Below are 15238 nucleotides of genomic sequence, written 5' to 3'. Positions count from 1 at the left end.
TTTACTCTTCAGAAATAATTGTTATTGAAAATTCCCTGGCTTGGTTGGCTGTCAGTTTCACCATATCTTCCTCAATCGTCCCCTTAGATACCTCCACGCGGACGTCATCGTTATTGCTCAATGCATACCAAATGGGCTGATCCACATTCTCGAGGGTATATTTTATACGGAATCCAGGTGTATTTTCAGCTGGTAGTATCAACTCCTGCACTAAAATATTTCCCATCTTGTACATAAACCGGGGATATCCGTCAATCATGCGATAACCTTCAAACTCCGGATTGGGAACAGAGTCTTGCCGAGCCACTCGGAAAGGGAAACCGGTTGTATTTCGGTAGTAAATATCACCCTCAATTTCGGCGACCTCTTGGGCTTTGGCATCCCACTGGTCCGAGGCATCGATATAACCTCCGTCCCAGACGTACCGCAGGAAACTGTATCCAGCATCCCAGTTGTAGGATTGATTCTTTTCCATCCCCACAGCTATTGAGGCAGGGCTCGATTCGGGCATAAAAAGTCGTGTTAGGGTGGGCATCTCCATCTCATAAGGATGCATGGCATTGGAAGCAGCCATCTCATTCCGAACCGGTTCCGGGATGTTGGGATCCTCATCAAGCGGAGGCAAGTCATCGGGATTTTCGGTTGCATAGATGGCGCCGTACATCACCAGTCCATGAGCTGGATATGTACAAACGTAGGGATAAATCGCTTCTTGATCGGGCACATTGAATATGATGGAAGCCTCTGCCCCCGGCTTCAGCAGTGGTGTATTTGCAAGTATATTTTCAGACTGGGGAACAAAATCATTCTGCATCCCCTGCTCCCCCATCGCCTCGGCTGCTTTTACTACCTCAACCCTGGTGTCCGGTTTTACGATCAGCATATTGTGTATCATTTCATCGGCATTTTCCAGCGTAATTCGGACCGTACTACCGGGTTCTACCGTAAAGCGTACTTTGTCATATTTTAATCCTGCAACAGCCTGAAGTTCAACCGTTTTATCAACCGTTTCATTCTGAGCTAAAAGTTGTGTTGGAAGAGCAAAAAGAATCCCAATAACAAAAATCAGTACCAAGAAAAGGGATCCCGATCTTTCCCGGTGTTCAAAATTCAAATATTCCGTTTGCATTTAGAGGTATTCAATTAATTGTGTAACGATGGAAATAATTAAAATGATTGGTAAATATATTAAAATCATCTCGTAGCCCAACGACTGTTCGCTGGGCCAGAGAATGATCGGCTCCGGTTTCCCGGAGTGACAGGAAAAGTTCACAAAATTTAGCAGAATGTCGAGCCGATCATCATCAATTTAGAACAGGAACTAACGGCTCGCCTCGTAGGCCTGGGTGGTGAGGAAGTATTTTGTTAGCATGTTTCTTCTTTCCCACTCCGGGATCTCACCGTCAACCAAGTATTGCAAGTACTGCTCTGTTACCTGGGCAAAATGAGCTTCGTGTCCTACCCGGTGCTCCTCTGGAATTTGGATTTGCCAGCCGTTTTCTGAAGAAGTTAATGATAGCCCCGGATATTCTTGAGAAATTTCATCAATGGCATCTTTGAGGGCCGATTCATATTCATCGCCGCCATTACCATCTATCGGTTCAACATATAGCGTAGGCACGTAATTTTGCTCCTCGCCCTGCCGGATTACGAGATTGGCCTTTGTCCCCCGCATAATCGAATAGTGCGTATCGCCCGTTCCCTCCGGTGCCTGGTAGTTCCATTCAACTGATACTTTGCCGTGAACACCATTGACAGTAAACACAAATGAACCGTTGGCGAACACCTGCAAGTTATTATTCTCATCCAGGTCCTCCTGCAGGTATTCAGGATAGGATTCCATCTGGGTCACTTTCTGGAATTCATCGGGAGTCATCTCAGTTGCCCAGCGGTCAGCCTGTACCACCTGTACATCTGTGGTGTCAATGCCTTGACCGGGATATGTTTCCCACAGGATAAGGTCTACCAAGTGCGTGGATACATCCACAATTGCCTCACCCTGCTGATCTACGTCAAAAAACCAACCCGGGCGTGTCAGAGGTTGACCCGAGACATACTTAAAAAAGTGATGTACACTTTCCTTGGTGATCGCCGGGTTTTCTGGAGTCCCTTCCACAATTGTCCCAAAAACATCGGTATCCCGTGAAAGTTTCCGTTGCAGCAAGGTTGTAATTTCGAATCGCTCCGTCATGATATCATAGAGCAATATCCCGTTTTCGTGAGCCTGGGAAAGAGCCTGCTTCAGCATAGAAAATCGTTCAGGCTTAATGACCATTGGTTTATCTGAAAGTACATTCAGGCCGGCATCGACCGATTGTTTAATGTAGCTGGTCTTTTTAGCATTATTACCGGCAAGTACAACTACGTTCCCCGGCTGTTCTTCAATCATCTTCTCGAAGAAATCGGGACCAGTATACACCTCTTCCACCCAGTTTGTTGGATCTTCTTCGCGATTGTTGTACTGCTCTATTCGGTCAAGGTGGCGCTGTAGGCCGTCGGACCCTTCAGGTGCATAGACATACGCCACAGAATCAACCTGGTCGTATCCATACTTCTGGACCAGCGAGGCATGGAAATGCCCCGGATCAACGGTCATTAATTTCACTTCGCCGTCCGCCCCGGTAAATTGGTTTGTCGTTTGGGGACTTTCACCGGTTTCAGAACCTGAGCAGGCATAAAAAAGCATTGGTACTAGTAAAAGGAACGTGTAGCGTTTGAGAGCTAAATTCTTCACTATTTTATAATGGAAATTAAGATGTTCGTTTTGACTCGTTGCCAGATAAATGTAAGGGCACGTTAAATCGTGCCCTTACAAACTATCTTATAATTTAAGCCCGTCGATATGGTCAATGCCCCACGGTGCCCGTTGCGAGCGTGAAAGCATTGAGTTAGCTTCGTCGTCATTCTTGAAGCGCTCATTGACAGGATCCCAATACAGCTTGCGCGGAAGCTTCATCGCAATGTGGGAAATAAGGCAGGCGCTGCAGGACCGGTGAGCCACTTCTGCCGGAGCAACGGTCAGTTCACGCGATTTAATGCACTTCAGCCAGTTGCCGTGCTGTTCTTCACTTTCATACAGGTGAATTTCATTATCACCAATTTCGGACTGTAGTATCTTGGCATCGCTGGCCTGGAATGATTCGGTCTGCTTCTGCTCGCTGACCGGATCGCTGGCCGTTACGCCCACATCGCCGCGGGAGACATAAATCCAGCCCTCAGAACCTACAAAGCGAACACCCTGCTTGTTATCACCACCTACGGTCATGATAACGCCGTTATCGTATTTGGCAGTCACTTTGAAATCGCCGTGCACGTTCCAGAGTCCATCGTAGTTGGGATCGTCTGTTGGGAACTCCGCTGTAGCTTCAACCTCAACCGGCCCAGTGTACTCGGTGCCCATGCCCCAGTGCGCCGCATCGATATGGTGAGCGCCCCAACCGGTAATCATGCCAGCACTAAACTGCTCGATGCGCAACCAACCGGGACGCGAATATCCCTCTTCTGGATGTACGCGCTGTTCAGTGTATGGCTTATCGGGAGTAGAGCCCAGCCACATGTCGTAATCCAGGCTTTTCGGAACCGGCATCGGTGTGGGGTCTCCGCCACCGGGATCGCCGGGAAGTCCTACTTCCACACTCTGCAATTCTCCGATGCGGCCGTTCCGTACCAGTTCACAAGCACGCTTAAACTGTGGCCACGGGTTAACAGAGCGCTGCTGGCTTCCGATCTGAAAGACGGTGCCCGTGCGATGAATGATATCGCTCATGGCGCGTCCTCCTTCAACAGTAAGTGAGGCCGGCTTTTGCAGGTAAATGTCCTTTCCTGCCAGCGCAGCTTCTATGGCCGGCTGGGCATGCCAGTGGTCCGGTGTACTTATGATTACGGCATCGATTTCCGGATCCTGCAGCATCTCACGATAATCCTGGTAGACGGCAACATCGACATAATTTTTCTTGCCTTTTTCCTTTGCATAATAGTTTTCAATCAGCTCTTTTCCTTCCCGCGCGCGGTCAATATCCACATCACACGCTGCCACTACACGCGCCACATCATAGCCCATTGTTTCCATAAGATCGTGTCCCCGGGCGATACGTCCACAGCCAATCTGCCCGATATTAATCTTCTCGCTGGGCGGATTCGGACCCAGCACAGAGGCCGGAACGATAGAAGGAGCAAAAAACAGTCCGGCTGTACCCATCGCCGAAGTTTTTAAATATTCGCGCCGTGACATTTTGTTACCATTCTTCTTGCTATCCATAACTATATCCTGTTTTTGATTTAATCTTAATTTTCTTGAAGTGATCCACCTGATACGGCCCATTCAATACCGCCAAGAACGTGCTGCGTGAATACCGGATCGTCGTAATCTTCCACGCTGTGCCCCAGACTCGTATACCAAGAGCGACCGCCTTCAGACTCATGATACCACGCGAGCGGAAACCTATCACCAAAGACATCTCCCGGATATTGACTTTTTTCCTCATCCTCTACGGTAGTCATATCCGCATGCAATAATACATTTACATTCGGATTAAGTTGTTTCAAATAATAGCATTCATCTTCACGAACCCACTCATCTTTCAAAAATGAGGTGGAAGGATGTGAGTGATCTGTAACCTTCACGGTAAATTCCTGGAATGGCGCATGACGATGAAAGGTCCCACCGAGCAAACTCCAGAACCATGGCCAGTCGCGCTCCGAACCAGATACGGAGTGAATGCCTACGAAATTTCCACCATTCTGAATATAATTTTGAAACGCCTGGTGTTGTGCTTCATTGTCAAACACATCGTTGTTGGTATTTGAGAATATCAGGGCATCATATTTTTGGAGATTCTCAGCAGTAAAATCTGCCGGATTCTCAGAAGCATCGACTGTGAAATCATATTTCTCACCCAGCTCCCTGATCATCTCAATGCTGTTGGGGATGTTTTCGTGCACATAGCCTTCCCCGTTTTTGGTATACACAAGAACGCGAGTCCCTTTAAGGGCAGTATTTTTTACTTCAACTTCAGGTGGGTGACCAAAATCTTGCCAGTAGCTTTCGGCGTCGACCGGCTGAATTTTGCCGTCATACACCATCATGCGGTATTTCAGGCTATAGCTATTGCCTGGATTGAGCTTCCAGTCCTGTTCTTGTGCAGGATTAAAGTTGAAATAGACATTTCCTTCTCCATTATTGGCTCCTGTCGGCCAAATCCGTAACTGCTCAGGAAAATTCTGGTTTCCGGGGTGCGTCATGAATAAGATGCCAGAACTACCCGACTGGGTATCAGACACACCGTTGATATCGGTCCAGCGAGCACGCGTGCCGTTACCGTTGCTTTTGTTCATACCTTTAGAGGTCAACAGTGTAGCCGTATCGTCATTCCACTTTTCGGTAGCTCGCAGGCTGAATCCCTGGTAGCGATAGGCTTTAATTGTCAACGGTGATTCAGAAGCGGGGTTCAGCGTGGAGACAAAATCGATCAACCAGACGTCATTTTCCGGATCAACATTCCAAACTTTGACTTCCCACTTTTCATTCAGCGTAACTTTTTCTCCTGAAGGGGCTTTCAGATCCACATGGTTTAGCAATGCCTCGAATCCACCATACACATCACCTTCAATCGTTTGGGGAATCGATTTGTGCCGAACTGTTCCTTCACCGTCGCCCAGGTTCCAAAAGTCAATCTCACGCCCTTCAAACTCAGTGTGCGTCCAAGGATTCCAAATACCGTAATGATGGTAATGATCGGAAGGCTGGATCCTGGTCAAAACTTCTCCTTCCGGCGTCCAGAGCGGGTGAATGTAGCCACTGCGTGTATACAGATCAGAAACGCCTTCCGGCGGTGCCATCGGGGCATACCGATAACTCAATACTCTTTTTTCATCAACTTGCAACGTCAGGGATTCGCCATCATCAGTAAAATGAACCGCTTTTTCAGTATCAGCCGTTGTTTCTTCGGCTTCCCGCTTTAATATATAATTTCTTTTGGCGCCCGCTGGTGTTTCTCCGCGAAGTACCCAGCGCAGGGTTTTGCTATATCCTGAAGCGTCCATTTGTGATGCTACCGGTTCTTCATTACCGTCTACAATTTCATAGAGCTGCAGTTCCTGGCCTGTTTGAAGCCCAAGGGGAATTCCTTCAAGAGAAGCGCTAACCGGTGTGTTATTGCGATCATATTCGCCGGCTTTTACCGTAAATTCTGCAATTTCCTGGGATTGGGCAAAGAGATGGGCAGGAGGTATCAATAATAATGAGAGGGCAAAAAAGGTAAATAAGTAAAACCCAAATAACTTCCTTGTAACGTTTTGCATAATCTGCTTGGGAATATTTATGAATTAAAAATAGCTGCCTTGGGAAATCCGGGTTCCCAAGGCAGTTTAAATTTACAATATTTCAGGTCTTACCCTAAAATTAATATCCCGGATTTTGTGGGTAACCACCTTCTGTCCTGTTTCTTTGCGTTGCCGGAATCGGGCGTAACATGTGAATCTCCTCAATGTTGTCACGGGATTCCTGCAGGCCGGCATGGTTGCGTACTCGTTCGAGCAGCTTGCCGGTTCTTTTCAGGGTGATCCACCGTTTTTGCTCGCCGTAAAATTCACGACCGCGTTCATCGAGGATGAAGTCTATTCCTTCGCTTTGTAGCATAGCCTCGGTATTGGCGGTGAGATTCGCCTCTTCTCCAGGCCAGGCTGCCCGTTCACGAACTGCGTTTATGTGGGAGGCAGCAGTCGAAATTTCTCCCATTTGGTAACGTGCTTCAGCCGCAAAAAGATAGGCTTCCGCAAGACGATAGACGATGTAGTCTTTATTACCAGCTGGCTCATTAACTGAGGGGCGCTGGAAATCATCGTGCTTGGTCAGACTGGGGAACATGTTGATGTTCTCATTGCTATGTGCTGTTGACCAAGCCAATAAGTAGTAAGGAGTACTACCCTGATTGTCTGCGACCTCCTGGGCTGTCATATCCGGATCGATATAGATGGCAGTATCACCTACAGCTACGTTTGGATAATCATCCGTCGGAAGGCTTGCAGCATCGTTGTAGTACCACGTATCCTGGAAGCTCTTGTCATAACGGGAGTCCTGGTCGATCGGACGGTAGTTTTGCAGTGCAAACGGCGTCATCTTGAATCGAATCCAGGGACGTCCATATCCCGGTTCCAGGCTACGTACAAGCCCGGCTCCACTTCCGTCTCCACCATAGACTTCGTACCAGGGACGATAATACAGGTGACTCCTGTTTCCAGGACCATTAATCAGTGGATCTTTACCGTACTGGATAGCCCAGATGATCTCAGCATTCTGCTCATTGTCGTTATCAAAGATCATCTCGTAATCGTCCATTAGCTGGAAGTTATAGTCATTCACTACACTTTCCGCCAGCGTTGCAGCACGTTCGTAATCACTACTCTCACCAAAATCTTTATATCCTCTTGTCAAGAGAACTTGCGAGAGTAACATTTTAGCAGCGGGTTCAGTTGCCCGTCCCCATTCTTGCTCTGCAGGAAGATTATTTATGGCGGTCTCCAGGTCGGAAACAATCTGGGCATATACCTCTGATTCCGGTGCTCGGGTTGCTTCGGTTTCCACGCCAATGGTTTCCTCAGTTGTTAAATGGACTGCCCCGAAGTGTTCTACCAGGTGGAAGTAATAATGAGCCCGGAGAAAGTGAGCTTCTCCCAGCCTGGCATTCTTCAGGCTTTCCTCCATGCCCTCTAATTCAGTAGCACGGTTAATTGCCGCGTTTGCCGAGTTAATACCGATGTAGTAATTATCCCAGATAGATGACATAGGACTTGCTTCGGAGTTCAACCCTGCATTGTACTGGTTCATGTAGTGGAAACCACCGTGACCAGCGTTCTGGATAAGGTCGGTACCATACTCGGTAAGGTTTCCTCCCTGCTCAGCCCCGTAAAAATCCCTGAGCGGTTCATATGCCCCGTTCACTGCGTCTTCAAACCCGGAAGGTGTTGTAAAATGGGTTTCCGCAGTTACATCGGAGACGACCTCCTCATTCAGCACATCACAAGATGCGACAAAGAGGATTAAAAGCGATAAAATCGATGTATAGGTTAATTTATTCATCACGTAAAATCCTTTGTCCTTAGAAATTTATGTTTACACCAACGGTGTACAGACGGGTTGTAGGAACGTCTGCATTGATTACTCCGCCATACTGCTCGGGATCGATGTTCCCTGTTTTTGAAAAAAGCAGTGGAGTCTCAGCATTGGCGTATACTCTCAGTGAGCGCAGTCCAAACTGTTGGACTAAATCAGGAGGTAAATTGTACCCCAGTCTGACATTACGCACCTTCAGGAATGAGCCATCCTGGTACGTCAGCGTACTTCGATAGAGTGGAAACTCTCGGCTAACATCAGGCCGTGGAAATGCGTTTGTTGGATTGCTTTCCGTCCAATAGTCGACGTCAAGATCATTAGTTCGTCCGTTCAACGTAACATTTCTATAATTGTTAACAATGGTCTGGCCTACACTCGCATAAATGAAGATAGAGAGATCAAACCCTTTGTAACTGAAATGATTGGCAAAGCCAGCATTCCAGTCCGGCATATCAGAGCCTAAAATCACACGATCCTGCTCGTTGATAATACCGTCCTCATTTTGATCCTTGATCTTAATTTCGCCCGGATCCTGTCCGTATGAATCAGCTTCCTGGGCCTCATCTGACTGCCAGACCCCGATTTTTTCATAGTCGTACCACACGGTCAGCGGTTCTCCGATAAACCACTGGTTACCGACATCATCCTGTTCGTTTCCATACAGGTCAATGATCTCTTCCTTGTTGGAGAAAAACGTCAGATCGCTGCTCCAGCTAAAGGCATCGCGACCCCGGCTGGCTATATTCTGGCTGCTCAGGGTGAATTCGATACCGGTGTTTCTGGTTTCACCAATATTTTCGAAAACACTACCAAAGCCAGAGGTTATCGGCAGATTCCTTTCGAGCAGCATGTCCGTAGTGGTCGTTTGATAATACTCAATACTACCCGAAAGCCTGTTGTTCCAGAGTCCATAATTCAAACCTACGTTAAGCTGTTTTGAGGTTTCCCACTGCAGGTTTGGGTTCGAAATTTGGCCAGGCCTGTACCCGAATCCGGCATTCTCACCAAATTGATAGGTAGTCCTGGAAAGGGTACCCTGTGTTTGGTATGGATCAATAGCGGTATTACCCGTCACTCCATAACTGACCCTCAACTTAAGATCAGAAAACAGGTCTTGGTTCTGCATAAAGGGTTCTTCAACAATTCTCCAGCCTAAAGCAGCAGATGGGAAGAAGCCCCATTTTTTGCCTTCAGCCAACCTGGAAGATCCATCGGCACGACCGGTTATGGTCACCAGGTATTTGTCATTAAATTGATAATTAATCCTACCCATGAATGACATCATGCCCCATTCTTCCAGGTAGCTGCCAAAATCCTCAGCAGTGTTTGCAGTGCCAAGATTATGATACTTCTGGGTTTCATAAGGCAAGCCCGAAACAGCTATACTATCTCGCGCCGTACGATCGGTTTGGATACTAAATAACCCGGTTGCATCTATTTCATGAACATCCGAAAAGGTCTGCTGATAATTCAGAATATTTTCAAATGTGTAGGCCTGTGTTGTACGGTTTCTCTTTTCAGCATAAGGCACTCCTTCTCCACGGGCGGTGGTAAGTGTTCCCTGGAAAACTCCCCGGGTAAAGGAAGACAAATCCGGGCCAAAATTCATGCGGTAGCTGAAATTATCAGAAATATCATATACCGCAAAAATATTACTGAAGATTCGCATTTTTTTCCGGTCGTCCAGCATTTTACCCGGAACAAGATTATTCAGTGGATTTGCAACCAAACCGTCATCAGTGGGACGGAAATCAAGAGTTCCGTCATCCTCATATGGATCGCCGAGTGGGTTCATTGCGACAGCACCTCCGTATGGATTTGTGCCGTACGCCTGATCAAAACGTGATAACAGCGTAGAAGTACCAATACGAAAACGGTCGCTTACATCATGGTCAAGGTTAACACGAACGGTGTATCGATCAAAACTTTGACCAGAGATAATACCAACTTCATTAAAGAAGTTCCCGCTTATAGCAAATTGCGTACTCTCATTACCACCCTGCACCGTAATCTGATGGCTCTGTTGATAACCTGCATCGTCAGTAGCCAAGTCAGGATAATCATAGGTTGCCCCACTTGCGATTGACTCAAGTTCAGGTGCAGTAAAATGATTTTCATCATTGCCCGTATAGTTATCGTTGGCACGGAATCCTTCCCGGCGCATTTCAGCAAACTCCGGGCCGGTCATCATATCCGGTTCTTCCAACTGCTGGGAAACTCCCAGGTAACCGTCATAGGAAACCAGTGTTTCGTGATTTCCGCCACGTTTGGTCGTAATCAGAACCACCCCGTTTGCACCACGAGAACCGTAAATAGCGGTAGCAGAAGCATCTTTCAATACTTCCATCGACTCAATATTTTGCGGGTTGATATCGCTCATGTTTCCACTGAACGGGATACCGTCGACAACGAATAACGGGTCGTTGGAAGCGGTCAATGAACGACGCCCCCTGATTCGAACCGTTACGCCATCACCCGGCCGGTTTCCACCAGAATTAGCTACCATCACACCGGCAGCTCTACCCTGCAGCGCAGAAGCAGCATCACTGACAGGAACTTCCGCAATCTGGTCCGAAGAAACTGTTGAAACGGATCCCGTCACATCCTGCGCTTCCTGCTGACCGTAACCAACAACCACAAGCTCTTCACCTTCAAAGGTTTGCGTTTGTAGAGCAATGTTGATCGTTGAACGCCCGTTGATAGCGACTTCCTGCGATTGGAAACCAACAAATGAAAACAGGAGTGTATCATTTGCTGAAGGCACATTTAAAGTGTAACCGCCATCGGCATTTGTGGAAGTACCGATCGTAGTACCTACTACTGAAATATTTACTCCCGGAAGTGTTTCCCCGTTTTCAGCAGAAGTAACAGTCCCACTAACTTCGTGGGAGCCTTGTGCTTGTACCTGCAGGGCAAACCCGCCCAACAAGACAGCACATACAGAAAAGACCAAAGTCCTTATTGTAGTTATTTTCCCCATATTCTGTCCTATATTTAAATTTTAAAGAAGTGTTTGTGTATGTTTTCGCGAATACTTTAATACGGTAAGCAGCACCCGCAATGCCTATTACATAAAATGCCTATTCCCCCCTTCCTTTTATTTAATGATAATAACCTGTTGCAGCAAATTCTACTTAGTGAAACTTTTGCGAAAACGTTTGCACTAGCCAAATGTAAATGAATAGAGCTATTTTTCAATTAAATTTACATTAATTTACAATTTTGATAATTATATACGTAATTATACGTATTATCAAATCTGCAAACCCCTAAAAAATCATGATAAATTGAATAAACGTTTGCAATAACTATATTTTTGTACAAATTATTTAGCCGAATCAGGACTGATTGCGACCTTTAGGTATTTTCTATCTTTGTTTTTTTGAAAATTCATTCCTATACATTGTAGGCTAAATTGTCGGGATTTGTCATGTACCAGTATTAGCAGGTATACTCTGCCTTTGCTTCTGGCAGGATGGTTGCAACTGCAAACATCTACCCTTCGATAACTTTCGACGTAACCCAAAACCCTTAAGATTTATTTATGAAGGGGCGGTCTTATTAAAAAATGACTTTGTCCTTTTTATATAACTAGACGATGAAGAAAAAAACGACTATACGGGACATTGCGGAAGAACTAGATATCACGGCATCAACCGTCTCAAGAGCGCTGCGAAATCATCCAAGAATTAGTTCCGCCACAAAAGAAGCTGTGTGGGACATGGCGGATAAGCTTGATTACCAGCCCAATAATATTGCTGCAGCGCTCCGCAAGGGGAAAAGCAATATCATCGGGGCTATTGTGCCTACGTCTGACCGAAGTTTTTTTGCTTCTGTAATACGGGGTATAGAAGAGGTGATCAGGGATGAAGGGTATAATCTGATTATCTGCCAGTCTGATGACCAGTATTCCAAGGAACAAGCCAATGTTGAAGCACTCCTGAAAATCCAGGTTGACGGAATCATCGCCTCTGTAGCCAAAGAGACAACGAATTTTGACCATTTCAAGCGTGTAAAAGACCAGGGTGTTCCCCTGATCTTATATGACCGAGTCAATGAATCCCTGGATGTCAATGCCGTTGTAACCAACGATTATCTCGGCTCCTACAAAGCCGTTACCCATTTAATTGAGCAGGGCTGTAAGCGCATCGTGCATTTTGCGGGAAAGCAACATATTAATATATACCAGGATCGTCTTAAGGGATATATTGATGCCCAGCGCGAGCAAGGTATACCGGTAGACAATGAATTAATTCTCGAAAATGACCTGATATTCTCTATGGAGAAAGTGGTAGAGCTGGGTAGAGAAATGGCAAACAAATTGCTGGATATGCCTGAACTTCCGGATGCCATTTTTTCCTCCAGTGATTTTGCTGCCATGGGTGCAATGCAGGTATTCAAAGAAAAAGGCATCAAAATTCCCCGGGATGTGGCTTTCGTAGGTTACAGTAATGACGTTTCGGGTTCCTTTATTGAACCGGGCCTGACCACTGTTGACCAGCATACCAAACGGATGGGAAACCTGGCAGCCCAGCTGTTCCTCGACCAGATGAATGAGTCCAGTAAAGAGTACACTCCCCGCAAAACGCTCCTGAATCCCAAATTGGTAATCCGGGGATCTTCTTTAAAATGTGGAGAATAGACAAACGACCTGTATCCACAATTACTCTGCCAAAAGAACAAACTATTTGGCGTCCATCCAACCCTGTTTTTGATAATATTCTACATGTGGGACTTGAATAATCCGCGACTACTTTTATTTTGAATGCAAACGTTTGTACAAGAATAACACACGGGATTATCATGGGAAATTTTATAACAGATGATTTTTTACTACAAACACCGGCTGCAAGGGAACTGTACCACAATTACGCCAAGGATTTGCCGATCATCGATTACCATTCTCATCTACCCCCTGCCGAGATAAACCGGAATCGCAGTTTTGAAACCATCACCAACATATGGCTGGACGGCGACCACTATAAATGGCGCGCGATGCGAACCCTGGGAATAGATGAAAAATATATTACTGGAAGTGCCAGCGATCGGGAGAAATTCCAGAAGTGGGCGGAGACAGTACCCTATACTATGCGTAACCCACTATACCACTGGACTCACATGGAGCTGAAAAATTATTTCGGAATTGAATCGCTCCTGAATCCTGATAGTGCAGATGAAATCTACAATTCTACAAATGAGCAGTTGCAGGAGCCCGAATTCAGCGCACGCAGCCTGCTGCAGCGGATGGATGTCGAAGTTTCATGCACCACCGATGACCCGGTAGACTCCCTGGAGCACCACCAGGCAATCCAGGATAGCGGCTTTGAAGTAACCGTGCTTCCAGCCTTCCGCCCTGATGCTGCGTATAATTTTGTGGATCCGGAATCCTACAACAACTATATCGAGAAGCTGGAGGAGGCCAGCGGCCTGGGAATAAGCTCACTGGATGACCTGCTTAAGGCCCTGGAGCAACGCATTGACTATTTCCACGAAAACGGCTGTCGACTTTCTGACCATGGCCTGGAACGCCTCCATTACCTGCCCACTCCCAAAACGGAGCTCGATAGTTACTACAATCAGATCAGAAATAACGACAAACAGCTTGACAATGAACAGAAGCAAGCACTGACCTGTCACATCCTGCTGCAACTGGGCCGCACATATACCAAAAAAGGCTGGGTGCAACAGTTTCACCTCGGTGCACTGCGCAATGCCAACCAGCGGATGTATGAAAAAATGGGCCCCGCCGTGGGATTTGATTCCATCGGCGATTTTCAGCAGAGCCGATCCCTGGCCAGGTTCTTGAATGAGCTTGATCTCACGAATGAGCTCCCCAAGACCATCCTATACAACCTGAATCCCGCTGACAATGAAGTAATGGCTACCATGACCGGAAACTTTAATGATGGATCTGAAAAGGGAAAAATCCAGTACGGGTCGGCCTGGTGGTTTCTCGATCAGAAAGATGGGATGGAAGAGCAGATGAATGTGCTCTCCAATATGGGGTTGTTAAGCTGCTTTGTTGGTATGCTCACTGACTCAAGGAGCTTTCTCTCATTCCCAAGGCATGAATATTTCCGCCGTATTCTGTGTAACCTGATTGGTAATGACATTGACAACGGAGAGCTTCCCGGCGACATTGAGTGGCTCGGAAAAATTGTCTCCGATATTTGTTATTACAATGCAAAGGAATACTTTAACTTTCACACGGTAACCGCCTAACCCCGGAATAACTGGTACTCATACTTGTTATATTCAAACAAAAAACGTGCGGTAAATCAGAATTTATAATTACAGGTTTAAAGTTACCGGTAAATTCATTTACTTTGGGTGGTGGTAAAATAGAAATGGGATCTATAAACTATCGGGATACAATTCCCCACCGTTATATTTGATTGTTTTACCAATTTTGATCAGAGATCAATACTTCTATGATGCATATTAATAAATTTTACAAATCTACGGTTCTACTACTAACCTGTTCAATTGTTTTCCTTTTGGGATGTAATAAATCAAATCCCGATACGCCAAATGACACCAAGACGCTCATTATGGCGCATGCGATGCACCTGGAACATCCGGTAAGCAAAGCGATGGCCTTTATGGATGAACGGGTGGAAGAGATATCCGATGGCAAGTTAAAAATTGAGATGTATCCCAACCAACAGCTTGGTTCTGAGCGAGAACTGTTGGAACTTGTACAAATCGGGACTGTAGCCATGACCAAGATCTCCGGGGCGGCACTCGGCAAAATTGTTCCGGAAGTCACCATTTTCAGCCTGCCCTATCTTTTCCGAAGCGAAGCTCATCTGCATGCCGTACAGAAAAGTGAAATTGGCGCCGAAATATTGGAAAAAGGTGCCGCTTACGGGTTAAAAGGGCTGACCTATTATGATGCCGGGTTTAGAAGTTTCTATACCGTAGACAATCCCATTCGCACGCCGTCAGATCTGCAGGGAATGAAAATTCGGGTCCAGGAAAGTCAAATGGCTATTCAAACCATGCAAGCCCTGGGAGCTTCTCCCACTCCCCTTTCCTATGGGGAATTGTACACAGCATTGCAGAGCGGGGTTGTGGACGGGGCCGAAAATAATCCCCCCAGTTTTCACACCGCACGCCATTACGAAG

General features: G+C 46.4%; 9 protein-coding genes. 3 read left to right on the top strand and 6 right to left on the bottom strand.

Annotated features, from left to right (window positions below; all coding sequences use genetic code 11):
- Window position 1 precedes the first annotated feature (1 nt).
- From NC796_RS02980 to NC796_RS02955, 6 genes are all read right to left on the bottom strand, one after another.
- Entirely contained in the window at window positions 2-1129 is a 1128-nt protein-coding gene (locus NC796_RS02980) for a hypothetical protein (RefSeq protein WP_310682002.1), read from the bottom strand.
- Between the two features lie 192 nt (window positions 1130-1321).
- Window positions 1322-2734, bottom strand: coding sequence for a putative oxidoreductase C-terminal domain-containing protein (locus NC796_RS02975; RefSeq protein ID WP_310682000.1), 1413 nt, complete (start codon window positions 2732-2734; stop codon window positions 1322-1324).
- An 87-nt stretch (window positions 2735-2821) separates the two neighbouring features.
- Window positions 2822-4258, bottom strand: coding sequence for a Gfo/Idh/MocA family oxidoreductase (locus NC796_RS02970; RefSeq protein ID WP_310681997.1), 1437 nt, complete (start codon window positions 4256-4258; stop codon window positions 2822-2824).
- A gap of 26 nt (window positions 4259-4284) precedes the next feature.
- Window positions 4285-6300: a DUF6807 family protein gene (locus tag NC796_RS02965; protein ID WP_310681995.1), complete on the bottom strand. Its 2016-nt coding sequence runs from the start codon at window positions 6298-6300 to the stop codon at window positions 4285-4287.
- 100 nt (window positions 6301-6400) lie between these two features.
- Window positions 6401-8077, bottom strand: a complete 1677-nt coding sequence (locus tag NC796_RS02960) for a RagB/SusD family nutrient uptake outer membrane protein (RefSeq protein WP_310681993.1) — start codon at window positions 8075-8077, stop codon at window positions 6401-6403.
- 19 nt (window positions 8078-8096) lie between these two features.
- A complete protein-coding gene (locus tag NC796_RS02955) occupies window positions 8097-11090 on the bottom strand; it encodes a TonB-dependent receptor (protein WP_310681991.1) in 2994 nt (997 codons plus the stop codon).
- A 618-nt stretch (window positions 11091-11708) separates the two neighbouring features.
- Here NC796_RS02955 and NC796_RS02950 point away from each other — a divergent pair.
- The 3 genes from NC796_RS02950 to NC796_RS02940 form a co-directional block, all read left to right on the top strand.
- Window positions 11709-12752, top strand: a complete 1044-nt coding sequence (locus NC796_RS02950; RefSeq protein ID WP_310681990.1) for a LacI family DNA-binding transcriptional regulator — start codon at window positions 11709-11711, stop codon at window positions 12750-12752.
- A 161-nt stretch (window positions 12753-12913) separates the two neighbouring features.
- Window positions 12914-14332, top strand: a complete 1419-nt coding sequence (gene uxaC / locus NC796_RS02945; RefSeq protein ID WP_310681988.1) for a glucuronate isomerase — start codon at window positions 12914-12916, stop codon at window positions 14330-14332.
- A 209-nt stretch (window positions 14333-14541) separates the two neighbouring features.
- Window positions 14542-15238: DctP family TRAP transporter solute-binding subunit (locus NC796_RS02940; protein WP_310681987.1), on the top strand; the 697-nt coding region annotated here is incomplete at its 3' end.

This window comes from Aliifodinibius sp. S!AR15-10 (genome assembly GCF_031569985.1).
Taxonomy (GTDB): domain Bacteria; phylum Bacteroidota; class Rhodothermia; order Balneolales; family Balneolaceae; genus JAMQKA01.
The sequence above is the reverse complement of the archived record's forward strand: the minus strand, read 5'-3'. Positions and strand labels throughout refer to the sequence as shown.